The 22,554-nt window shown below is 54.7% G+C and carries 23 protein-coding genes; 14 read left to right on the forward strand and 9 right to left on the reverse strand.

All coding sequences use genetic code 11. From position 1 onward, the window contains the following. Positions 1–77 precede the first annotated feature (77 nt). Together V8L70_RS00085 and V8L70_RS00090 are read left to right on the forward strand one after the other, a co-directional pair. Complete coding sequence (locus V8L70_RS00085) at positions 78–563, forward strand: Lrp/AsnC family transcriptional regulator (RefSeq protein WP_008956313.1); 486 nt, start codon at positions 78–80, stop codon at positions 561–563. A gap of 81 nt (positions 564–644) precedes the next feature. Further along, entirely contained in the window at positions 645–1,004 is a 360-nt protein-coding gene (locus V8L70_RS00090) for a RidA family protein (RefSeq protein ID WP_101145203.1), read from the forward strand. A gap of 11 nt (positions 1,005–1,015) precedes the next feature. On the opposite strand, the gene V8L70_RS00095 is transcribed toward V8L70_RS00090, so the two are convergent. From V8L70_RS00095 to V8L70_RS00110, 4 genes are all read right to left on the reverse strand, one after another. Next, positions 1,016–1,879, reverse strand: coding sequence for a MurR/RpiR family transcriptional regulator (locus tag V8L70_RS00095; protein WP_008956315.1), 864 nt, complete (start codon positions 1,877–1,879; stop codon positions 1,016–1,018). Continuing rightward, complete coding sequence (locus V8L70_RS00100) at positions 1,869–3,635, reverse strand: two-component system response regulator (protein WP_101145204.1); 1,767 nt, start codon at positions 3,633–3,635, stop codon at positions 1,869–1,871. The genes V8L70_RS00095 and V8L70_RS00100 overlap by 11 nt, the downstream gene beginning before the upstream one ends. Then, the gene (locus tag V8L70_RS00105) at positions 3,632–6,244 is read right to left on the reverse strand and encodes an ATP-binding protein (protein WP_101145205.1); all 2,613 of its coding nucleotides are present in this window, start codon (positions 6,242–6,244) and stop codon (positions 3,632–3,634) included. The genes V8L70_RS00100 and V8L70_RS00105 overlap by 4 nt, the downstream gene beginning before the upstream one ends. 88 nt (positions 6,245–6,332) lie before the next feature. After that, entirely contained in the window at positions 6,333–7,688 is a 1,356-nt protein-coding gene (locus V8L70_RS00110) for an aldehyde dehydrogenase family protein (RefSeq protein WP_101145206.1), read from the reverse strand. 192 nt (positions 7,689–7,880) lie between these two features. Between V8L70_RS00110 and V8L70_RS00115 the strand changes: the two genes are divergently transcribed. The 12 genes from V8L70_RS00115 (at position 7,881) to lpxL (ending at position 18,754) form a co-directional block, all read left to right on the forward strand. Continuing rightward, a complete protein-coding gene (locus tag V8L70_RS00115; protein WP_101145207.1) occupies positions 7,881–9,032 on the forward strand; it encodes a GNAT family N-acetyltransferase in 1,152 nt (383 codons plus the stop codon). Between the two features lie 200 nt (positions 9,033–9,232). Continuing rightward, positions 9,233–9,571 (forward strand): cell division protein FtsB, encoded by a 339-nt coding sequence (gene ftsB, locus V8L70_RS00120; protein WP_008956320.1) that lies wholly within the window; start codon positions 9,233–9,235, stop codon positions 9,569–9,571. Beyond that, on the forward strand, positions 9,568–10,275 hold the full coding sequence (gene ispD, locus V8L70_RS00125) for a 2-C-methyl-D-erythritol 4-phosphate cytidylyltransferase (protein WP_101145208.1): 708 nt from the start codon (positions 9,568–9,570) through the stop codon (positions 10,273–10,275). Before ftsB ends, ispD begins: the two co-directional genes overlap by 4 nt. Before the next feature lie 17 nt (positions 10,276–10,292). Next, on the forward strand, positions 10,293–10,781 hold the full coding sequence (ispF, locus tag V8L70_RS00130) for a 2-C-methyl-D-erythritol 2,4-cyclodiphosphate synthase (protein WP_101145209.1): 489 nt from the start codon (positions 10,293–10,295) through the stop codon (positions 10,779–10,781). Then, positions 10,774–11,808 (forward strand): tRNA pseudouridine(13) synthase TruD, encoded by a 1,035-nt coding sequence (gene truD, locus V8L70_RS00135; RefSeq protein WP_101145210.1) that lies wholly within the window; start codon positions 10,774–10,776, stop codon positions 11,806–11,808. Before ispF ends, truD begins: the two co-directional genes overlap by 8 nt. Positions 11,809–11,991: 183 nt before the next feature. Next, positions 11,992–12,738, forward strand: a complete 747-nt coding sequence (surE, locus tag V8L70_RS00140) for a 5'/3'-nucleotidase SurE (protein ID WP_101145211.1) — start codon at positions 11,992–11,994, stop codon at positions 12,736–12,738. Beyond that, on the forward strand, positions 12,725–13,402 hold the full coding sequence (locus V8L70_RS00145) for a protein-L-isoaspartate(D-aspartate) O-methyltransferase (RefSeq protein WP_101145212.1): 678 nt from the start codon (positions 12,725–12,727) through the stop codon (positions 13,400–13,402). The genes surE and V8L70_RS00145 overlap by 14 nt, the downstream gene beginning before the upstream one ends. Further along, positions 13,399–14,358, forward strand: a complete 960-nt coding sequence (locus V8L70_RS00150) for a DUF368 domain-containing protein (protein WP_008956326.1) — start codon at positions 13,399–13,401, stop codon at positions 14,356–14,358. The genes V8L70_RS00145 and V8L70_RS00150 overlap by 4 nt, the downstream gene beginning before the upstream one ends. Before the next feature lie 7 nt (positions 14,359–14,365). Beyond that, a complete protein-coding gene (locus V8L70_RS00155) occupies positions 14,366–15,442 on the forward strand; it encodes a peptidoglycan DD-metalloendopeptidase family protein (protein ID WP_101145213.1) in 1,077 nt (358 codons plus the stop codon). Positions 15,443–15,607: 165 nt separating this feature from the next. Then, positions 15,608–16,582: an RNA polymerase sigma factor RpoS gene (gene rpoS, locus V8L70_RS00160; protein ID WP_035558949.1), complete on the forward strand. Its 975-nt coding sequence runs from the start codon at positions 15,608–15,610 to the stop codon at positions 16,580–16,582. A gap of 144 nt (positions 16,583–16,726) precedes the next feature. Next, the gene (gene alr / locus V8L70_RS00165; protein ID WP_101145214.1) at positions 16,727–17,827 is read left to right on the forward strand and encodes an alanine racemase; all 1,101 of its coding nucleotides are present in this window, start codon (positions 16,727–16,729) and stop codon (positions 17,825–17,827) included. A gap of 12 nt (positions 17,828–17,839) precedes the next feature. After that, complete coding sequence (gene lpxL, locus V8L70_RS00170; RefSeq protein WP_101145215.1) at positions 17,840–18,754, forward strand: LpxL/LpxP family Kdo(2)-lipid IV(A) lauroyl/palmitoleoyl acyltransferase; 915 nt, start codon at positions 17,840–17,842, stop codon at positions 18,752–18,754. A 60-nt stretch (positions 18,755–18,814) separates the two neighbouring features. On the opposite strand, the gene speD is transcribed toward lpxL, so the two are convergent. From speD to V8L70_RS00195, 5 genes are all read right to left on the reverse strand, one after another. Then, positions 18,815–19,609 carry an adenosylmethionine decarboxylase gene (gene speD, locus V8L70_RS00175; protein WP_101145216.1) on the reverse strand — a complete coding sequence of 265 codons (795 nt, stop codon included), beginning with the start codon at positions 19,607–19,609 and terminating at the stop codon, positions 18,815–18,817. Positions 19,610–19,868: 259 nt separating this feature from the next. Next, entirely contained in the window at positions 19,869–20,288 is a 420-nt protein-coding gene (locus tag V8L70_RS00180; RefSeq protein WP_336268465.1) for an OsmC family protein, read from the reverse strand. A gap of 115 nt (positions 20,289–20,403) precedes the next feature. Next, a complete protein-coding gene (locus tag V8L70_RS00185) occupies positions 20,404–20,814 on the reverse strand; it encodes a gamma-glutamylcyclotransferase family protein (RefSeq protein ID WP_336268466.1) in 411 nt (136 codons plus the stop codon). 3 nt (positions 20,815–20,817) lie between these two features. Further along, positions 20,818–21,498, reverse strand: coding sequence for an N-acetylmuramate alpha-1-phosphate uridylyltransferase MurU (gene murU / locus V8L70_RS00190; RefSeq protein WP_008956334.1), 681 nt, complete (start codon positions 21,496–21,498; stop codon positions 20,818–20,820). Continuing rightward, on the reverse strand, positions 21,495–22,505 hold the full coding sequence (locus V8L70_RS00195) for an aminoglycoside phosphotransferase family protein (RefSeq protein ID WP_336268467.1): 1,011 nt from the start codon (positions 22,503–22,505) through the stop codon (positions 21,495–21,497). Before V8L70_RS00195 ends, murU begins: the two co-directional genes overlap by 4 nt. Positions 22,506–22,554 lie beyond the last annotated feature (49 nt).

Consider the following 22,554-nt stretch of genomic DNA (forward strand, 5'->3'; position numbering starts at 1 on the left):
GCGAAGATAGGGTTAACAAGAACATAATTGGCATAATATATCGTTTTGATTAACTATTTTGGTAGGAGCTGCCTGTTATGTCCGTGTCGCCATTGGTGTTGGATCGTTTCGATCGTCATATCTTGGATATAGTGCAGCAGGAGGGGCGTATCAGTAATCAGGAGTTGGCCGACCGCATTGGGCTTTCACCTTCGCCGTGTTTGCGCCGGGTGAGGGCACTGGAAGAGCATGGCTTAATCCTGCATTACCGTGCCGAGGTAGATTCCCGCCAGCTGGGTTATCAACTGATGGCGCTTTTGCATATTTCCATGGATCAGCACACGCCGGAGCGCTTCGATAATTTTGAGCGCCATATTCGCGAGATACCCAACGTCATTGAGTGTTTGATTATTACCGGTCAGGCGGCGGATTTTCAGCTCAAGATTCTGGTGCGCGATATGGATGACTATCAGCACCTGCTCCTGCACGTGATCAACCGGATTGAAGGCGTGACGGGGGCGCACACCAGCTTTGTCCTGCGGCGGGTCTTTGAACATCGCCCGGTGCCTACCGATCGGCTTTGATAGCCTTAATGCTTTTGGCATGGTCAAAGGTAAGCTAAGCGGTTTAGACTGCTTTTTTTCTACTTATTGGGAGTTTGCACTATGACGATTCAGCGCCACGATACGAAAGCCCGCATGAGCCGTGCGGTGATTCACCAAGGGGTTGCCTATTTGTGTGGTCAAGTGGCTGGCCCTGAGGCCCGTAATGGCGATATTACCGCGCAAACCGAAAGCATGCTGGCGCGGGTAGATGCGCTACTGAAAGAGATTGGTTCAAGCCGTGAACAGTTGCTTAGCGCGACGGTTTACCTAAAAGACGGCAGCGACGTTGCTGCCATGAACGAAGTATGGGACGCCTGGGTACCGGTAGGCTACGCCCCGGCGCGCACCTGCGTGTGCGCACCGCTGCCAGCTGATGAGCTGAAAGTGGAAATTACCGTCACCACCGCCGTCAGTGAGTAAACACCCACTACTCACTTGCCGGGCTTTTCCACCGGAAAGCGGGTGTCGCGCAGGCTGTCTTTGATTTTCTTGAGGTGGGGTAAGAAGTCTTCACCACGCCTCAGGGTCACTCCGGTGGCCAGCGCATCAATCAGCGTTAATTGGATTACCCGCGAGGTCATCGGCATGTAGTGGTCGGTGTCTTCGGGCGTGGCCACTTCAAGCGTGGCAGTACACTCATGCGCTAACGGTGAATTGGGCGCGGTGATGCCCAGAACCACGGCGCCGGCATCCCTCGCCAAGCGGGCAATATCCACTAGTTCCCGGGTGCGGCCGGTGTAGGAGATAATCACTACCACATCACCGGTATGGCAGGCGGCGGCGACCATGCGTTGCATCAGCACGTCTATGTAGGCCATCACCGGCAGGTTGAAGCGGAAGAACTTGTGTTGGGCATCCTGGGCCACTGCGCCAGAAGCGCCCAAACCAAAAATGTGGATCTGTTTTGCCTGGGTGAGGTAGTCGACCATGCGCTCGATGGCGGCCATGTCGATTTCACGCTGTGCTTCGTCTAGTGCGGCTATGGTGGCGCCAAAAATTTTTTGGGTGTACTGGGTGGCGGTGTCGCCGGGCTCCACGGCTCGGGTGACATAGGGCGTGCCTCCGGCCAAACTCTGAGCGAGTTTGATTTTGAAATCAGGGTAGCCTTTGGCGCCAAAGTTGCGGCAAAAACGGTTAACCGTGGGCTCACTAACGCTTGCCGCTTGCGCTAAGCTGGCAATGCTAAGGCTGGTAGCGACCGTCGGGTCCTCAAGAATTACATTGGCGACTTTACGCTCCGAGCGGTTGAGTTCTTCTAAACGTTCGCGTAAGCGGTCAAGTAAGTCATGAGCCATTAACGGCCTCCCTAGGAGAAGTAGAAAGAAGCGGCTGCCATTCGCTGCACCAGGTCACAAAGGCCTCGGCAGGCAGCGGGCGAGCGTAAAAGTAACCTTGTGCAGCCTCACAGCCAATTGAGCTTAAATACGCCGCTTGGGCGGAATTTTCGATGCCTTCTGCCACCACATCGCAACCCACACTATGTGCAAGCTGGGTGATCGTTTGCGCCAGTTGGCGATCAATGGCGCTGGTTTCAAGATCCATCACAAAGGCACGATCGATTTTGAGTGTCGAGAAGGGCAGCGTTTTAATATACGCCAGCGACGACTGGCCCGTACCAAAATCATCAATAGCAACAGCTATATTCATTTTGGCCAGCTGCGCGAGCTGTTGGCGAGCGTGATCCATATCGCTCATCAGCCCGGATTCTGTCACTTCCAGAGCAAAAAAGCGCTGGGGGATCTGCTGCTCTTCAAGCCGCGCCAGTAGCTGTTGGGCAAAGTCTTTACGCGTTAGCTGGCGTGCGGCAACATTGACGGCAATATGGAAGTCATCATTGAGCAGCCCTTGCGCCCGCCAAAGGGTGATGTAGCGCATCGCCTCATTGAGCACCCAATCCCCGATGGCAAGAATATCACCGCTGGCTTCTGCCAGGGGAATAAACTCACCAGGGGAGATAGCACCGAACTCTGGATGGTGCCAGCGAAGGAGCGCTTCTGCGCCTATAATTTTGTGATCGGCCAGCGATAGTTTGGGCTGGAATGCGAGCGACATTTCACCCCGTTCGGTGGCGCCGCGTATCGCCTGCTGAATATGTAGCTGATGGCGCTGCTTCTCCTCAATCGCTGGCGTATAACATTGTACGCGTAGCGACCCTTGGGGCGGCAACGCTAAGGCAGCCATATGCACCAGGCGCTCAGTCTCAAAATAGCCCGTTTCACCGCTAATCCCGATACGTGCGCTAAGAGGAAGCAGCAGCTCATCCAATGCCTGATCTTGCTCAAAGCAGCCCAGTAGCTGTTCAGCCAGTTGCATCAGCTTGGCAGAGTCTGCCGTTGGCGTGATGACCAGTAACTCGCTGCCACCCCATAAACCAAGCAGGCAATCAGCGCTGAGCTGTTGTCGCAGCTGCTGGCTAATGTGACGCAGCAGTTGGTCGGCGACCCGGTAGCCGTGCAGGCGCACCACATCATCTAATTTGTCGAGCGCAATAAACAATAGCCCTGTGCTGGAGGCTTGAAGTGCAGCCGCTTGCAATGCCTGGCTTAATCCGCGGCGATTAGGTAATTGGGTAATCGAGTCAGTGCGTGACTGGCTATCAAGCTCTTGGGTGCGTTTAGCGACCGTCAGTTCTAACGTATCGACCTGCTTATCGCGTATTTGATAGCGGTGCTCAATGTTCAACGTATTGCGTATACGCTGCAGGACTTCATCCTGCTTAAAGGGCTTGGTGATAAAATCACGAACGCCCAAAGCGAGAGCGCGTTGACGGGTGGCATCATCGATTTGCGCGGTGAGCACAATGATCGGGGGCATCTGCTCTTCAAAGTGGGCACTCAACTGCTCAATAACCGCGTAGCCGTCTAAGTAGGGCATACGGATATCCAGCAGTAGCAGGTCAGGCATCTGCAACTGACAGTGGCCAAGCACTTCCCGTGAATCATTGATACCGTGAACATTCTCGAAGCCATACTCGTCAAGTAGGTCGAGCAATAATTCGATATTAACCGTGTTGTCATCAATAACTAACAGGTGTTTTTCGGTAAGGCTCATGGCACCTTCCTTAACACAGTCGGTAAAAACTGGTGAAGCGTACGGCTTAGCTTCTCGATATCGATGGGTTTCGTCAGGTAATCAGCAAAACCGGCGGCTAAACCATAGCGAAGATCGCGATCCATCGCATTGGCCGACAGGGCAATCACATTAATATGCTGGAGTTCGGGGGTGTTCTGTATCTCCGCTAACGCTTGATAGCCATTCATACCGGGTAAATGAATATCCATTAACACTAAATCAGGCGGCGAGTGACGCATGATTTCAAGCCCTAGTTCTGCACTGGACACCGTCTGAAGCTCAATATTGGGATAGTCTTCTATAATGTCATCCATCAACCGTTGGTTAGTTGGATTGTCCTCAATATAAAGCAGCTGGAAGATGTGCTCAGTCTCGTTGGCGGTTTCTGAGACTTCACTAGGCAGCACGTTTTCTTGCGGTAGGCTCTGTTCGTTGATAGGTAACGTAAACCAGAAGCTGGATCCTTCTCCTGGTGCGCTTTCCACACCGATGCGCCCTTGCATCCGACCAATGAGTTCGCGGGTGATGGCTAAGCCGATACCCGTGCCTTCCGTTGTACTCTGCTCGGCATCGAGGCGATTAAACGGTTCAAATAGCTCATGTTGGCGCTCGGCAGCAATCCCTTTTCCCGAATCGGTAACGCTAATACATAGCTCATCGCTCTCTTGCGTTACTGCGATTTCGATAGTGCCGTAATGACTATTATATTTAATCGCATTGGAGAGCAGGTTAAGCAGCACTTGTTTGGTGCGGGTGTAATCCGCGCTGACTTGCCAGTGGGGAGGGTGGGGTGTGCGAAGTAACGTAATACCCGCCGCTTCAATGTTGGCCTCAAGCGTACTGCAAGCATCGTCAATCACGTTGGCCACTACGATTGCCTCAATGGATAGCGTCAGATGACCTGCTTCTATTTTGGCGAGATCGAGTACCTCATTAATTAAACTCAGTAAATGAAGCCCGCTTTTCTCAATTTGTGTTACTTGGCGCTGCTGCTTTTCAGTCAGTGGGTCGCGCCGTCCTTTGGCTAGCAATTGAGAAAACCCAATGATGGCATTGAGCGGGGTGCGCAACTCATGGCTCATCGAGGAGAGAAATTCGCTTTTAGCCTGATTGGCTATTTCCGCTTGATCTCTGGCGTTAGCCAAATCTTTGGTGACCTCTTCGCGCTCTGCCATTTGGCTGTAAAGGTTGATCAGCAGAGCACAGGTATCGGTAAACGGCTGCAACCAATCCAGCAGTGCCTGATTGAGCGGCTGTTTACTATTGGCGATGGCAAACATGCCGATCAGCCGCTCGCCGCTGAATATGGGTACACCCAGGTAATTATGCAGCGGTGGGTGACCCGGGGGGAAACCGCCGCGTTTGACGTGACTATAAACGTCATCGGTCATAATCACTTCGCCAAACGCAAATACGCGGCCAAGCAGCGATTTGGGGTTGGTGAGGGTCATATCGCCGCTACGCAGTCGCTCCATCAGGAGGCGAGACTCTTCACTCCAGGACAGGTCGGTAATCGCATGGATTTTAAGCGCATTGGTGGTCGTGGTGGGCATTACTTCACCGATCAGCGCGTAGTCACTGTCGGTAAGGTCGCGAAGCGCCTCCATTAAGAAGGTCCATAGGCGTTTTCCCGACATTAATGCTTGATAGTCGGTAACGCCCTGGTGGAGCACTTTGAGCAAGTTCTGCTCTTTACGTATTCTGCGGTTGGCGTTGTAAACATCGGTTAAATCGGTGAGAACGCCTAAAAACTCGACCACTTTTCCGTGATCATCGTGGATGGCATTAATCGCGAGATGAACCGGTATGTAACGCCCCTCTTTATGTAATGCCTCGACTTCACGGCCACGCCCAATGACTTTGGGCTCGTGACCAGCAATATAGCGGGCGATAAACGAATCGTGCTGTGAGCTAATGTCTGGGGGCGTAAGGACAGCGACATTTTTTCCGAGTAGCTCGCTCTCTTCATAACCGAGGAGGTTCAGTGCGAAGGGGTTGATGCCAATAATCAGGCCCGCGTGATCAATACGTATCTTGGCGGTGGCGCTTTTGTTGAATAGCGCCTCAAAACGGCGCGCGGTATGGGTAAGGTCCACCTGCAGCTTATGCTGGTGTAATAGCTCTTCTACTTGACCGGCCAAGCTACCGAGTAACATTAAGTCACGCTCGCTGAAGACGCGAGGCTGGCGATCAATGATACACAGTGTGCCTACCGGCATGCCATTTAATGGCCGTAGTGGGTAACCTGCGTAAAAGCGGATATGCGGCAGGTCGCCGACCAGTGGATTATCTCTAAAGCGCTCGTCGTGAAGCGTATCTTCGATCACCAGTGGCGCATCAAGTGCAATGGCATGGGCGCAGAAAGAGACTTCCCGGCTGGTTTCACAGGTATCAAGTCCCTGGTGCGATTTAAACCATTGGCGCTCTTGATCGACTAATGAAACCAGCGCAATAGGCACATCAAACAGGTCACGGGCCAATTGCGTCATACGCTCAAAAGCCGTATCGAGAGGGGTGTCGAGTACCTGTAAAGCATGCAAGGCCGCCAAACGCTGTGTTTCATTATCAGGTGTTTCTGTGGCTTGCATGACTATTCCAAAGCTGAGAATTAATAAAACATACCATAAGGGTTTTATGCCAATGTATAACTAAATATCGGACATTAACCCGTAAGCTTTAACCAAGCCCAATCAGTTTCATTAGCCAGCGCCGGTAAGGCGGATAAAGCATGTGGCTAGGTGTGCGTTTTGATTGATAAAAAATACTACGTAAATGACTAAATCGCTCAAAGCCGTGGCGGCCGTGATAGGCGCCCATGCCACTCTCTCCTACACCACCAAAAGGTAAAGATGGCACTGCGTGATGCAGCAGCGTCGTATTAAACACCAGTGCCCCAGAACGAGTGGTTTCCAGCAGCTGTTGCTGTAAACCTTTATCGTGAGTAAATGCGTAAAGGGCTAATGGGTGGGGGCGGGCATTCACAACGTTGATAGCTGCCGTTATATCACTGACACCAATCACCGATAGGCAGCGGTTAAACGTTTCTTCACGCATCACCTGAAGGCCTTGATGGGGATCGATAATCAGTGCAGGCGCATGCGGGCCGTAATCAATGATTCTACAGCCATGATCGTGGGCTTCTTGGAGCATGGCCTCTTGCCGCTGTTGATGAGCTGCATCAATGGGAGACGTGGCTGCGTGATCGTCGGGTCGCTGCTGCTGAATGGCGTGGCTTAACGCCTTAACCAAGCCGCTAATATGGCGGCTCTCTACCAGCACATAGTCAGGGGTAATACAGGTTTGTCCGCCGTTCATACCTTTGCCGAAAATAATCGCTGCGGCCGCTTGATCCAGGTCGGCATCGCCCGCCACGATAGCAGGCGATTTACCGCCCAGTTCTAGCGTGATTGGGGTTAAATTCGCCGCCGCCGCTTGGGCGACTTGCCGTCCCACCGCGGTAGAGCCAGTGAATATCAAGTGATCAAACGGTAAGCCGCTAAAACGACGCGCAACCTCCTCATCGCCCTCCACCACGTTGAACTCTTCAGGGGTAAAATATTGCGGTACTAATCGCTTCAGTAGGGCGCTGGTAGCGGGGGAGTGCTTGCTAGGTTTGAGTAACACCCTATTACCGGCTGCAAAGGCGTCAACCACCGGCATTAACGACAAACACCATGGGTAGTTCCAGGGTGATATCACGCCGACAACGCCCAGTGGTTGAGGTGCAATGCGAGCCCGTGCCGGCAGTAGCCGCCAGGGCATGCTGACCGCCCAAGGGCGCATCCAGCGCCATAGATTGAGTCTTGCGTGACGAATGGCGTCTAGTACCGCGCTGATCTCGGCTATGCGTATTTCCACGTCGCTGCGCTGACCAAAATCGGTTTGAATCGCACGGATAATCTCTAGCTGGTGATGCTTGGTCATGCGCGCAAGGCGGGCTAGTCGTTCACGTCGCACCGTTAGCGTCGGGTAGGGCATTTGATCGGCAGCATGACGCTGCGTTTGGAAGTCACCCGTTAGGTCGCGCTTCATGGCCTCTCCTTGTACGCCGCTATCGGCGCGAGTGATAAGCGTGGGTACCAATGCCGGTATAGTTGGTCGGTAGAGATGGTCGCTATAAACGGCTGACAACAATGATTAATGTAAACGGTTAATGCAGTCAGTTAGTGTAAAGTGGTGCTAGCAACTTATATTGCGTTAGCCCCACACTCCCTGGAAGGTGCTATGCCGTTAGATCCACTGTCGCTCACTATTCTACCCACCATTGGGGCCGTCACGGCAAGCCAGTGGGATGCACTCGTCGATAATGATCAGCCCTTTTTACGCCATGCTTTTTTACACGCACTTGAAGCCAGCGGCTCGGTCAGCGTGGCTACCGGCTGGGAGCCTTGTCATCTGAGTGTATGGCAAGGCGAGCAGCTAGTCGCGGCGATGCCCATGTACCGCAAGCATCACTCCTACGGTGAGTATGTGTTTGATTGGGGCTGGGCGGAAGCGTTAGAACACGCCGGTGGTCGTTATTATCCTAAAGCGCTTAGCGCGGTGCCGTTCACACCGGTACCCGGCGTGCGCACGCTGATTGCTGAACACGCCGATGCCACGGCAGTGCGAGCGTTTCTTGCCGAGGCATGGCGTGAACAGTGCACAAGCCAAGCCCTTTCAAGCTGGCATTTGCTGTTTGCCAATGAAGCAGACGTCACCGCTTGGCAGGCACAGTGCCCCGAGCTTATCACCCGTGAAGGCGTCCAGTTTCAGTGGCGTGATCGTGGTTTTGGCGACTTTAATGGCTTCTTGGCCAGCCTGACCTCAAAGCGACGCAAAATGATCAAGCGCGAGCGGCGCTTAGTCGCTGAGCAAGGCTTAACGGTATCGCGTTTGGAAGGCGAGGCGATTACCTCCGCCGATATGGCACATTTCTATCGCTGCTATGCGATTACCTACCATGAGCGTGGTCGTCCGCCTTATTTAAACCATGATTTTTTTGAACAACTACGCCAAACCATGCCGGACGCGCTAGTGCTGGTACAGGCCCATAGTGAAGGCCGCCCGGTAGCCGCAGCGCTCTATTTTCGTGGCAGTAGCACGTTATATGGCCGCTATTGGGGAAGCGAGGTCGTCGCTGATTGTCTCCACTTTGAGGCTTGCTACTACCAGGGGATTGAGTACTGTTTGCAGCATGGCTTAACGCTGTTTGATCCAGGCACCCAGGGTGAGCACAAGCTGGTGCGTGGCTTTGCCCCTCAACGAGTGCGCTCGCTGCACTATATTCGCCATCCGGGGCTTGCTGCCGGTGTCGCCCAGTTTTGCCAGGAAGAGGGCGAGCATGTCAGCGCCTATCGCGAAGCGGCCCATCAAGCACTGCCATTTAAGCAGTGATTTTAACGATCATTTACGCCGTCATTTAAGTCGATATTAAAACTGCTATTAAAACCGACATTAAAGTAAGGCGCGGCTCGCTGGTGTTGCCCCTTAATGGCATAATGCGCGCCGATAAGCGCTCTTCAGCGGATCAGCGCAGAGGTTGATTCAGCCAGTGCTTTTAATAAACCCAGCCGATATACCTAGGGAGAGCAATGATGCGCAAATGGCTAGTGATAACATTGCTCGCGGTGGTGGCACTGCTTCAATACGAATTGTGGCTAGGTAACGGCGGCTGGAGCGATTTACAGCGTGTGGAGCAACGTGTGGCGGTGCAAGAAGCGGCCAATGTACCCATGCGCGAGCGTAATGCGCGGCTGGCGGCCGAAGTGACGGATTTAAAAAACGGTTTAGACGCCATAGAGGAACGGGCGCGTAGCGATATGGGCATGGTGCGTACCGATGAACAATTTTTCTGGGTGCCTGGTGTGGCAATTGAGAATGAGCTGATCGGTATTAATGCGGGTCTGGTCGCTCCCCAGGAGCCGGCACAGTGAGCCAAACCTGGCTAATCGTTCCTGCGGCTGGCCAAGGTCGCCGCATGGGGGCAGACAAGCCTAAACAGTATTTAACCTTGGCCGATGAACAGCCGGTGTTGGCGCATACCTTGGCTCGGCTGCATCACGCCTTTCCCCACGCCCGCTTGGTACTCTGTTTAGATGCTGATGACCGCTGGTTTTCACCAGGCTGGGTACCTTTTGCGGACTGGCAGCGAGTGCCAGGTGGCAACGAGCGAATGGACAGCGTGTTAAATGCGCTGCACGCCATGGCGGCTGAGGGTGATGATGTAGTGATGGTGCATGATGTGGCACGTCCCTGTATTACCGTGAACGACCTGCAGGCGCTCTATCAAGCCGCGTCGACACACCCCGCTGGCGCGCTCTTGGCGATGCCGGTAGCCGATACCATGAAGCGTGCCGATAACCAGAGCCTGAGCTCGCGAACCGAACCCCGGGATGGCTTATGGCATGCGCTAACGCCCCAAGGTTTTCGTTACGCGCTGCTGCGGCGTGCACTGGAAACCGCCCGCCAGCAGCAAACACTGGTAACTGATGAAGCCTCGGCAGTCGAAGCCCTGGGCGAACGGCCGCAATTAGTAAGCGGGCGGCGCGACAACCTGAAAATTACCCACCCAGACGACTTAGCGCTGGCAGCTGCGATTATGGCGGCCCAAGCCGCTAACCTGCCTGACAGGCTTTAATCATTAGGAGCTTAGTAATGCGTATTGGCCACGGATTCGATGTCCACCGTTTCGGCCCCGGCAATCACCTGATGATCGGTGGCGTTAAGCTGCCATTTGACCATGGCTTCGTGGCGCACTCCGATGGCGATGTGCTGCTGCACGCTGTGAGCGATGCGCTGTTAGGTGCCTGTGCGTTGGGCGATATTGGCCGTCATTTTCCCGATACCGACCCAACGTGGGCGGAGGCTGATAGCCGCGAACTGCTGCGCCATGTGGTCACTCTTATTCAGGGCCAGGGCTATGGCGTGGTCAATCTGGACGCCACGCTAATGGCGCAAGCGCCTAAAATGGCGCCTCATGTTGATGCAATGCGGGCCATCATTGCCGCTGACTTAGGCGTCGCGCTTAGCCAGGTTAACGTTAAAGCCACCACTACCGAGCGGCTGGGCTTTACCGGGCGCGGTGAGGGTATTGCTGCTGAGGCAGTGGTGCTGCTAAACCGTGCAGAGGCGCTTAATGATTAATATGCCTGTCTGGCAGCGTTGCTTAGATCCTCTGTTCGGCCCGCCTAAAGCCGGTCAATACCGTGCTCAGGCGGAAGACTTCTGGGTTGACGAACAGTTGGATTTTACTCCCGAGGCGCACGGGGAACACCTGTGGTTGCGGGTTGAAAAACGTAACCAATCCACGTTAGAAGTGGCTAAGTTGTTAAGTCGGCTTTGTGACGTAACACCCCGTGATATTGGTTACTCCGGGATGAAGGATCGTATTGCCGTGACCCGCCAGTGGCTGAGCGTGCATCTGCCAGGGCGCGATGCGCCGCCTGACTTAGAGCAATCGCTTAATGCCCAGGGCATCACGGTGGTTGAGCAGGCGCGCCACCCGCGTAAGCTTAAGCGCGGGGTTCACCGCACTAATCGATTCGTCTTACGCCTAAGCGGTAAGGCCATAGCAAGCGACGACTTTATCAGCCGCTGGGAAGCGCTTTGTCAGTCTGGTGTGCCCAACTATTTCGGCCCCCAGCGCTTTGGTCATGAAGGGCATAATCTTCAGCGCGCAGAAGCACTACTTAACAGAGGTTGGCGTAAACGGGACGACCGTCAAGGTATGATGCTTTCTACCGCGCGCAGCTTTTTGTTTAACGAACTGCTCAGCACTCGCGTTGCGGATGGCACTTGGACGCAACCCCTGGCAGGCGACACCTTAATGTTGGACGGCACGCAAAGCGTGTTTGGTATTGAAGCCACCGATGCGACGCTTCAGGCCCGCGCCATGGCGCTGGATGTGCATCCAACGGGGGTGCTCTGGGGCGTTGGCGAAGCCGGTCAGGGTGACGCTGCTAGCTATGAAACGTATTTGCAGCAGCAGTATCCTGGCTTGTGTAGTGGTTTGGAGCGCTGCGGGGTTAAGCAGGCACGCCGTGCGCTGCGGATGCGGCTGCTGGAACCACAGCTTACTTGGGAAGCTGATGCCGTACGGCTTTCGTTTGCGTTGCCTCGCGGTAGCTTTGCTACCGCTGTGCTTGGTGAGCTGATAGAGATGAGTGGATAGCGGTGGGCGACGTCAGTCGTCAGAACGGTTATAAGTCGTCAGAATAGCTATAAGACGTTAAAAAGTTTACTAAAAGTGATGGATAGGAGTTGTCACCTTTCGCGTTTATGCTGTGTGCTTATGACGCTGGCGCTAATGACTCTTGTGCATATAACTTGTGCATATAAAAAAGGGAGAGCCACTATGCGGCGACTACTGCTTTCAAATGATGACGGTGTTTACGCGCCTGGGTTGCGTGCGCTACACGATGCGCTGCTGTCGCACGCCAATATGCGCGTGGTGGCGCCTGACCGAGACCGCAGCGGTGCCAGTAATTCGCTTACCTTGTCACGGCCGCTTTCATTGACGGCGCTTGATAACGGCTTTTATAGCGTTGATGGTACCCCTGCCGACTGCGTCTATTTAGGCGTTCACGGTGTATGGGATGAAAAACCTGATTTAGTGATCTCAGGGATTAATCACGGCAGTAACCTGGGCGACGATGTGCTCTATTCCGGCACCGTTGCGGCGGCGATGGAAGGGCGCAACCTAGGCATGACCGCGATTGCCATGTCGCTATGCGGCGAGCGCCACTTCGCTACCGCCGGAAGAGTGGCCGCCACCTTGATTGGCGCCGCGGATCAACTCTCGCTACCGCCGCGTACGCTGCTTAACGTCAATGTCCCCGATGTACCCTGGGAAGAGATCAAAGGCGTTAAAGTTACCCGCCTTGGGTACCGCGGACCAGCCGAAAAACCGTTGCCAGTACAAGACCCGCGGGGGCGTACCCGCTATTGGATTGCGCCGGTAGCAGCCAATGCCGATGATGGTGAAGATACCGATTTTGCCGCTGTTGAAGCGGGCTTTGTATCGATTACACCGTTACAAACAGACCTGACGCGCCACCCCGCGCTTAACGATGTGCAGGATTGGTTGGATGTTTTTGCCTGATATCTCCCCTGCTGAGCTGCGCGGTCGCGGTATGACCTCACAGCGTACCCGAGACCGAATGGTCGAGCGCCTCATGCAGCAAGGCATCAACGATGCCCGCGTGCTAGAGGTCATGGCCAGTGAACCGCGTCATCTGTTTGTGGATGAGGCGCTGGCGCACCGCGCCTATGAAGATACCGCCTTACCGATTGGCTTTGGCCAAACGCTATCGCAGCCGTTCATTGTGGCGCGGATGACCGAGCTCGTGTTGCGCGCCGGGCCCCGCCGGGTATTGGAACTGGGCACCGGGTCTGGCTATCAAACGTTAATATTGTCGCGCTTGGTAGAAGAGCTCTACTCCATTGAACGCATTGGTGCGTTGTACGAGCGTGCGGCTGAGCGGTTACGGCGGCTTACGGCCCCAGCCACACTAGCAGTGGCGGATGGAGGCTATGGTTGGCCTGAAGTGGCACCGTTTGATGTTATTTTGCTAACCGCCTGCGCTCATACATTGCCCACATCGCTACTAGAGCAATTGAGTTACGACGGGGTGTTGATCGCCCCCTTGGAAGATCCCGATGGCAGCCAGTGGCTTACTCAGGTAAAGCGCATCGGCAGTGCCTTTGAAAAACGGCGGCTTGAGCCCGTACGTTTTGTACCTTTACTACAAGGAGTAGTGGATTGAAGCGGCAACCCTTGGGAATATTTTTACGTGGCGCAGGGATGGGCGCCGCCGATGCGGTACCCGGTGTGTCGGGAGGTACGATTGCGTTTATTAGCGGTATCTATGAAGAGCTGATTAACACCATCAAGCAATTTGGCCCAAGTGCGATTGGTGTATGGCGTCAAGGTGGCTGGAAAGCCCTGAGTCTCCATTTGAACCTAGCCTTTCTGGTACCGCTATTGGCAGGTGTTGCGGTTAGTCTATTTAGCGTTGCGCATTTAGCACTATGGTTGATGGAAGCGCATCCACTACTGTTGGACGGGTTCTTTTTTGGCCTTGTAGCGGCCTCCGCACTGGTGGTCGGGCAGGCAAGTAGCGGCTGGAAACTATGGTATCTGCTGCCATTGTTGGTGGGGTTAGTGCTCGCCCAAGCGTTGCCAGGCATGATGCCGCTGGTGCTGCTGCTGGGCAACGAGGCGCTGGTAGTGATGGTGGCAGGCTGCATTGCCATCAGCGCCATGCTCCTGCCAGGGGTATCAGGCAGTTTTCTATTGCTGACAATGGGGCTCTACGGCACCATCATGGGAGCAATTCGCAGCTTTGATCTGGGCATTATTATTCTGTTTGGAATGGGCTGTGTGGTGGGTTTAGCGTTGTTTTCACGCTTGTTGTCCTGGTTGTTACGGCGCCACCATACCTCGACCATGCAACTGCTACTGGGGTTTATTGTCGGTTCGTTACCGGTTCTCTGGCCATGGCGTGAACTGTTACGCTATCAAATAGGGCCAGAAGGGCAAATGATCCCTTTGGAGCACCGTTATTTGTTGCCCGCTGACTATGCCGTATTGACCGGTGCCTCGGCACAAGTAGCTGGCGTTGTCGCGCTAATGGCCTTGGGGGCACTCATTGTTGTGTTACTCAACCGACACGCGGATCGTCGGCCCATCGATACCAAGCTTGGCGCTGAAAAGGAGTAAGGTTTATATGCGTAAAGGTTATAGTCTTAAAGTACTGATGATGTCGGCGCTGGCATTAACAATTGCGGGTTGTGCCAGCCAACAAGGCGGAAGCCCTCAAGTGCGTGATTTAAGCCAAGCACGCCAAGCGGTGGAAAACTCACCCCAGTACACCGTTAAAGCGGGCGACACGCTGTATGGCATCGCATGGCAGCACAATTTGGATTATCGCCAGTTGGCGGCAATGAACAATATTGATGCGCCGTACCAAATTCGGCCAGGGCAAACCATTGCCCTGCGCGAAGGCGCCTCAACGTCATCAGTCGCCAGTAGCCAGCCTGCCGCTAATAACAATGGTGGTGGCGCCGTGGCGACCGGACTGAATCCGCAAGCAGCCTCTGTTGCGAGTGATGACCAGGAACTCGACTGGCTGTTGCCCGACGAATCCGCGATTCAACGTAACCAGCGCCTAACCGCTGAACGCGATGCCGTAGAGGCTGCGGAACAAGTGGCTGATTCTTCGCCTAGCAGTGAAGAAAATACCTCTTCCTCCACGCCTGAGCCTGAAGTGGTCGCAGCTGCCGAACCTGAGCCTGCCGCTCAGCCGGAACCTGAGCCAGCGTCAGAACCTGAACCGCAGCCAGTATCAGAACCCGAGCCACAGCCTGAAGCTGCTCCAGCTACACAAAGTGCCAGCGTTGACCGCTCTTCGCGTACCTATACGCCTGCTGAAACGATCAATTGGCAATGGCCTGCCGATGGCAACGTCGTCGGGGCATTTGGACAAGGCGATAGCATCACTGCCGGGATTGATATCACCGGTGAAAAGGGGCAACCTGTTAAAGCAGCTGGGCCCGGTATTGTGGTTTATGCGGGCAGCGGCGTCAGGGGTTATGGCAACCTCATCCTTCTCAAGCACAACGACCAATTCCTGAGTGCGTATGCGCATAACGATAGCTTACGGGTCAGTGAAAATGACGTGGTAGAAGCGGGTGAAGTGATTGCGACGATGGGGGATAGTGACGCAGAAAATGTCCGATTGCACTTCGAGGTTCGCCGTGATGGCCAGCCTCAAGATCCCATGGACTTTCTGCCTTCCCGCTAATGCACTCACCGGTAGCGTGGAAGGCCAGCGTTTAACTTGGAAGTTGCCCGAATCGCTGTATTCGAGCGTCATATAACAATTGTCACATAACAATATGGTGTGCGCCTTAGAGCGCACCCCTTTGACTTTCTAAATGGCGGGTAGGCGAAACACGGGGGTAAGGCCATGAGTATGTTGGAGAAAGATCTACAGGAGGTTGACCTGGAGGCTGCTGAGGAGGCACTTGATAATACCGATGATGACATCGCGGTAGAAGAAGATGCTTTTGAAAAAGCGCTAGGGCGTGAGGATCGACAATCGACCCAAAGCTTGGATGCAACGCAAATCTACCTCAACGAAATCGGCTTTTCGCCATTATTAACGCCAGAAGAGGAAGTATATTACGGCCGATTAGCGCGTAAGGGCGACCCGCTGGGACGCTCACGGATGATTGAGTCCAATTTGCGGCTGGTGGTGAAGATTGCCCGCCGCTACCTTAACCGCGGCTTAACGCTGCTGGATTTGATCGAAGAGGGTAATTTGGGCTTGATCCGCGCCGTTGAAAAGTTTGACCCCGAACGGGGTTTTCGTTTTTCAACGTATGCCACTTGGTGGATTCGACAAACCATTGAGCGCGCGTTGATGAACCAAACGCGTACAATCCGTTTGCCGATTCATGTGGTCAAAGAGCTCAATATCTACCTGCGCGCGGCGCGCGAATTGACCCAGAAGTTTGACCATGAGGCCACTGCTGAAGAGATCGCCGAGCACCTGGACAAACCGGTCGAGGTGGTCAAAAAGATGCTCGGCCTCAATGAGCGCGTATCGTCCGTTGATTACCCGATGGGCGGTGAGAGCGATAAGCCGCTGATCGATACGTTGACCGACGATGAGGTGCAGGGGCCTGAAGCGCGTCTGGTGGATGGCGATGTCAAAGAGCACGTTGATCTTTGGCTTGATGAGCTGAGCGAAAAACAGCGTGAAGTTGTCGTGCGCCGCTTTGGCTTACGCGGCCACGAATCCGCCACCCTGGAAGAAGTGGGCGCCGAAATCGGTTTAACCCGCGAGCGAGTTCGCCAGATTCAAGTCGAAGCGCTGAAAAAGCTGCGTCGTTCGCTGGAAAAACAGGGTCTCTCGTTAGAAGCTTTGTTTGAAACTTAAGTGTTTGAAGCGCAACAAAGGTGATTATTAAACGCGCCTTCCCTCTAAGCCGAGCAAGTACCTATAGGTGCTTGCTCGGTTTTTTATCGCTGACATTTTTTGTTAATAAGCATTTATTGCTGAATCAGGTAAGTGAGAAAACCTATGCGCCCCCTTGTGGCCGATATTGATCTGGACGCGCTGCGTCACAACTATCAATTGGCGTGCCGCTGTGCGCCCCAAAGCCGCTCAGTGGCCGTTATCAAAGCTGATGCTTACGGGCATGGTGCGCTAGCGTGCGCTCAAGCGCTGGAGGCCCATGCTCCCGCGTTTGCCGTCGCCTGTATCGAAGAGGCTCTCGCGTTGCGTAAAGGTGGCATTACGAAGCCTATCGTTCTGCTTGAAGGCATCTTCAGTACTGATGAGTTGGCGCTGGTGGACACCCACGGTTTCTGGATCGCGGTGCATAGCCAGTGGCAGGTTGATGCACTGTTGGCGGCCACGCCACGCCAGCCCATCCCGGTATGGTTAAAAGTCGACTCCGGCATGCACCGCCTGGGCTTTGCCATTGAAGAGGCCGCTGCCATCTGGCGCCAGCTTCTTGCTGCGCCGAGTGTGGCTTCGCTGCACCTGATGAGCCATTTTGCCACTGCCGATGCTCAGGATAGCCGTTATTTCACTCAGCAAATGGCACGGCTCCAGGAGTTGACCAGTGAGCTAGAAGCGCCGCTATGCCTAGCCAACTCACCGGCGACCTTGGCGTGGCCGGTGGCACATGGTGACTGGAACCGGCCAGGCGTCATGCTCTACGGCAGCGACCCCTTAGAAGTCGCCAATGACATCACCCGGCAACTGAAGCCAGTGATGACTCTGCGCTCTGAAATTATCGCCCTGCGAGAGCTAGAAGAGGGCGAGCCCGTGGGCTACAGCGGGCGCTGGCGTGCGCCGCGGCGTTCACGCATTGCCGTGGTTGCCTGCGGCTACGGTGACGGCTATGACCGCCATGCCCGCGATGGTACGCCAGTGCTGGTAAACGGCCAACGCTGCGCGATTGCCGGTAAAGTCTCTATGGATATGCTCACGGTGGATGTAACAGACGTGCCCGATGCCGCCATTGGCAGCGAAGTCGTATTATGGGGTAGCGCTAGCAACGGCGAAGTACTGCCGGTGGATGAAGTGGCCCGTTACTGCGATACGATCAGCTATACCCTGCTGACGGGGGTACTGCCCCGGGCGCCTCGGCGTTATCATGGGCGTTCTGATTAAACGGTTGTTTTTATGTCAAAATCACGTTATCCACGTTCGTTTGCCCACCCGCGTTACTGGCCCACTTGGCTCGGGATTGGTGCCATGTATGTTGCCGCCTGGCTGCCCTGGCGGCTAAAAATGAGTATTGGCAAAGGGCTTGGGTTGCTCGCATGGCGCTTTGCCAAGCGGCGGCGGCGCATTACCGACACCAATATAGCGCTGTGCTTTCCCGAAAAGAGCGCCGAACAACAGCGGCAACTCGTCAAAGAGTCATTCATCGCTAATGGCATTGGTCTCGTCGAAACCGCGACGGGCTGGTGTCGAAATGGCGAAAGCTTACGCCACCGAGTTGCTTATATTGGCGAAGAGCACATGGCCCGTGCTCAGGCGCGAGGCAAAGGGGTGGTCATTATCGGTGTTCACTTCTCATCGCTCGATTTAGGCGGTGCCTTACACGCGCTATTTTTCTCTGCTGACGCTGTCTATCGCCCGCATAACAACCCGCTGTTTGAGCGTTTTATGACCCGCGCTAGAAAGCGTAATTTTGGTGTTGCGATTGACCGTTACGACCTGCGTGGAGCGGTACGGCAGCTTAAGGCAGGCCGGATGGTGTGGTACTCGCCAGATCAGGATTTTGGCCGCGATGTGAGTGTGTTTGCACCGCTGTTTGGTCAGCAGGCCGCGACGATACGCTTAACGGCCAAGCTTGCGCGTATGACTGGCGCGTCGGTGGTGCCGATGATGTTTCACCGCAACCCGGATAATGCGACCTATACGATTGAAAGCCTGCCTGCGTTAGAAGGTTTTCCGAGCAATGACGAGGTTGCCGATGCGACCAAGGTCAATCAGTTTATAGAACAGGCAATTCGCAAGCACCCGGAACAATATCTGTGGCTTCATCGACGCTTTAAGACCCGCCCCGAAGGCGAGCCCAGCGTTTATTGATCCACCTAAGAGCTACAAAAAAGCCAGCGTTAGCTGGCTTTTGGCATTCAGATGCGTCGCTTAATCCAAGTTGCGGGAGTAGAAAATCTCCAACATCTCTTTACGCAAACGGCTCTCAATATCACGCGCTTCTTCAAAGGTAATATCGCGCCGGGACGTACCGAACAGGTAGTTATCCAGCTCGAAGTCTTTGAGCAGCATCTTGGTGTGGAACATGTTTTCCTGATACACGTTTACATCCATCATCTGATACGCATGCTTGGTATCTTCAGCAAGGTAGTCTTGGATGGAGGTAATGCCGTGATCGATAAACAGCTTCTTGCCGTCTACGTCACGGGTAAAACCGCGTACCCGATAATCCATGGTGACGATGTCGGAGTCGAAGCTGTGGATCAGGTAGTTCAGCGCTTTAAGCGGGCTGATATGACCACAGGTCGAGACATCAATGTCCAGACGGAAGGTGCTAATGCCGTTGTCAGGGTGCGACTCAGGGTAGCTGTGCACCGTAACGTGACTCTTATCTAAGTGCCCAACCACCGTTTCTGGCAGTGGGCCGGGGCCCGGCTTAATCTGCTCAGGCGCGGCGTCATCCAACTCATGCTCGGCAATCAGAATCGTCACGCTTGCGCCGTGGGGCTCATAGTCCTGGCGGGCGATATTCAGCACATGAGCGCCGATAATGTTGGTGACGTCTTTCAGAATCTGCGTCAAACGTTCGGCGTTGTAGAGCTCATCGATATAGTCGATATAAGCCGCACGCTGCTCTTCGGTTTTGGCGTAACAAATGTCGTAAATGTTGAAGCTCAAAGAGCTGGTCAGGTTGTTAAACCCGTGGAGTCGGAGATTATCTGTCATGTCCGAGCCTCCTTATGGCAGGTGAAGACACCCCGACGAGCCAGCGCCGGAACCGATAAGACGTTGCCACCATTGCTGTGGTGTAACCCCACCCAATAAAGCAGGGCGGTGACAGCACAAGTGAAGGTAAAACAAGCGGGCGTATTATGCCCGTCAAGGCGATGGCTTGCATCCGACTGAACTACTTTTTTTGCCGCTGCGGTTAGGTAAGCGGCGGCGCTAGTCGAGGGAGCCAAGCGCTGCCCGTGCAAACAGCCGCTCAAGCCTCGATAATCTCAAAAGAGTGAGTGATCTCTACGCCGCCATTAACCAGCATGATCGACGCGCTGCAGTACTTTTCAGCAGAGAGTTCAACGGCGCGCTGAACCTGCTTCTCTTTCAATGCATGCCCGGTCACTACGAAATGAACGTGGATCTTGGTAAAGACGGCGGGCACTTCATCAGCGCGTTCGGCGTCAAGTTCCGCGACGCAGTCGGTGACATTGGCACGCGCTTTATCGAGAATGTTCAAGATGTCAAAAGCGGTGCAACTGCCCATGCCCATCAACAGCATTTCCATGGGGCGGGGCCCTGTATTGCGGCCACCGTGGTCGGGCGGACCGTCGACGACAACGCTGTGCCCGCTACCTGATTCCGCCACAAATTGACGGCCTTCTGTCCATTTTACCCGTGCTTTCACGCGGCTCTCCTCATCTAGGCGACGAAAGGTAAGTCGCGCAGCATAACATTTCTTGGCCTGCGCGCCTCTTCTCAGGGGCTCTTCTCAACGCCCCTGTTTTTCATCACCGGCATTATTAATCATGGTCAGTGTAGGGCATCTCCCAACCGCCTTCGCAAATGGCTCGCTTATCCGCCACTTCCGGATTGTAAAGATAGACCCAGGCACGACCAAAACGGGTGGCTATTTGCTGGCGGTCATACTCGCCCTGCGCAGGGGCGTTGATACGGTAGTCCTCCAACTGGTCTAGCTGGGCCAGTTGGCCAATGTTAACCTCATAAACCTCTATGCTAACGCCTTTGGACGGTTGCCACTTAGCACCGGGGTAGGAGCCGATATCGTAGAGCGTGAGGGCGCGGGTGGTGTCGCTCCCCAGTCGCCTGGCGCCGTTTAACCAGTGGGCGTTGTTGAACCCCTGCTTCAGCGTGCCATAGACCGCTACGAGGGGCGTATCAGCGATTGCCACACGTAAATAGTCTGGATGCATCGACTAGTCCTTCCCGCGCTGTCGTGGGAATTGAAGCTGGCTTTCCAACGCCGCTAGCCGTTCAGGCGTGCCCACATCGACCCACTGCCCTGTGTAATGCTCACCGCTCACCCGTTGGTTATCAATGGCGGCCCTAAGCAGTGGCGCTAATGCAAAGGCACCCTGAGGCTGCCCAGCTAACAACGCTGGGTGAATCACACTAATGCCCGCATAGGTTAACCGCTCATTGCTGGTTTGATTAACGCGTTCTCCCGCTAGCCCAAAATCGCCGTCGGGGTGGTGAGAAGGATTATCTACCAGCACCAAATGCGCTAAATCATCGCCTTGCAGCGCTTGTACGTTGGGCAACGCTTCGCACCAAACATCGCCGTTGATGAGTAGAAAGGGCGCTTCTCCCAGCAACGGTAGGGCTTGCTGAATACCGCCACCGGTTTCCAAAGGCTCTGTTTCCCGGCTCCAATGGATACGCAGCCCAAAGGCATCGCCATTACCTAGGGCATCAATAATCTGCTCGGCACGGTAGCTGACATTAATGACGACTTCATGAATACCTGCTTCGTGAAGACGCGTCAGATGATGCACGATGAGCGGCTTACCCGCGACGGGTAGCAGGGGCTTGGGGCAGTGGTCCGTGAGCGGTCGCATCCGCTTGCCGAGCCCTGCGGCTAGGATCATTGCTTTCATGGCGTCATTTCCGCTAGTCGTTTCATGAGGGCGGGGCGAAAGGTGAGCGTGACCCACTCAGTGAAATCAGTCTGCTCGGTCAGGAACGAAAGACTATCCTCCAGATGATCCAAAAAGTGCGGCAAGCACTCAAGATAGCCACTTTTTTGATCGCGTAGCGTTAAACGACAAAATATGCCCAGCACTTTCAGCGAGCGCTGAGCGGCCATGGCATGGCACTGGATTAGGAAGGTGGCAAAATCGACCCGGCCGGGAAGACGACCATCACGGCGGGCCTGCTGATAAAATGCGCTGACGAAGTCGCTAAACTCCTCATCGCTAAAGCGGCAGTAGCGCCCCCGCAACAATGAGATAAGGTCGTAGCTTAGCGGGCCTGCCACCGCGTCCTGAAAGTCGATCATGAATAAACGCTGGTCGTGTACCATCAGGTTCATAGCATCGAAATCGCGGTGCACACTGACCACCGGCTGGGCCAGCGCTTGCTGAATAAGCTGCTCGCGCAGGGGGTGCCAGCTTTCGGGTGGCGTTAGCTTCAGCCAAGCACCCAGGCACCATTCGGGAAACAGATCGAGCTCCCGACCAAGCAGCGCCCTATCATAAGCGGGCAATGATTCGGGGCTGGCGCGGTTTTGCAGCTCGGCGATGAGCGTTAGGGCCTGCGCATGATACGCCTGTGTGGTAGCGTCGTCGGTAAACAAGTTTTGTAGCGGTGTGTTGCCCAGGTCATCAAGCAGCAGGAAGCCGTCCGCCAAGTTGGCGGCATGCACCTTGGGCACCGCCAAGCCTGCGCTGTGCCAGCGTTGGGCGATGGCGACAAAAGGGTGTGAGTCCTCCTGTTCAGGCGGGGCATCCATTACTACCTGGGTGGAGCCGCCGGGTAATGTGAGGCGAAAATAACGCCGGAAACTTGCATCGCCCACGGCGGATGAAAGCGTAATATCGGCCTTGGAAAGGCCGTTTTGTTGGGCAGCCCACGTGGTGAGGGCGTTAATCCGATAAGAGGACATGCAAGCTCCTTGCTGGTCGGGCATCATGCGGGCTGTATAATACCGATTC

The organism is Vreelandella arctica (assembly GCF_037070215.1).
Taxonomy (GTDB): domain Bacteria; phylum Pseudomonadota; class Gammaproteobacteria; order Pseudomonadales; family Halomonadaceae; genus Vreelandella; species Vreelandella arctica.